General features: G+C 72.9%; 1 pseudogene. It reads left to right on the forward strand.

What is annotated here, in order from left to right:
* Nucleotides 1-207: pseudogene (locus AC5RWO_RS21485) on the forward strand (HNH endonuclease); the annotation flags it as partial.

Below are 207 nucleotides of genomic sequence, written 5' to 3' on the forward strand. Positions count from 1 at the left end.
GGGCCGCCGAACTTGCAGGTCTGGATCAGGATGTTTCGGAGGGGGTGCGGATTGACCGGATTACCGCGCTGGAGGAACTCAAGGGCGCCCTCGCTGCTGCGCAGGCGCGGGAGACGGAAGCGTTTGTGGCCTCGCGGCGGGAGGCCCGGGCCGCGGCCGGGGTTCCGGCGGAGAGGCGGGGCCGGGGCCTGGCCAAGGAGATCGGCC

Source organism: Arthrobacter sp. B055-34 (assembly GCF_059090425.1).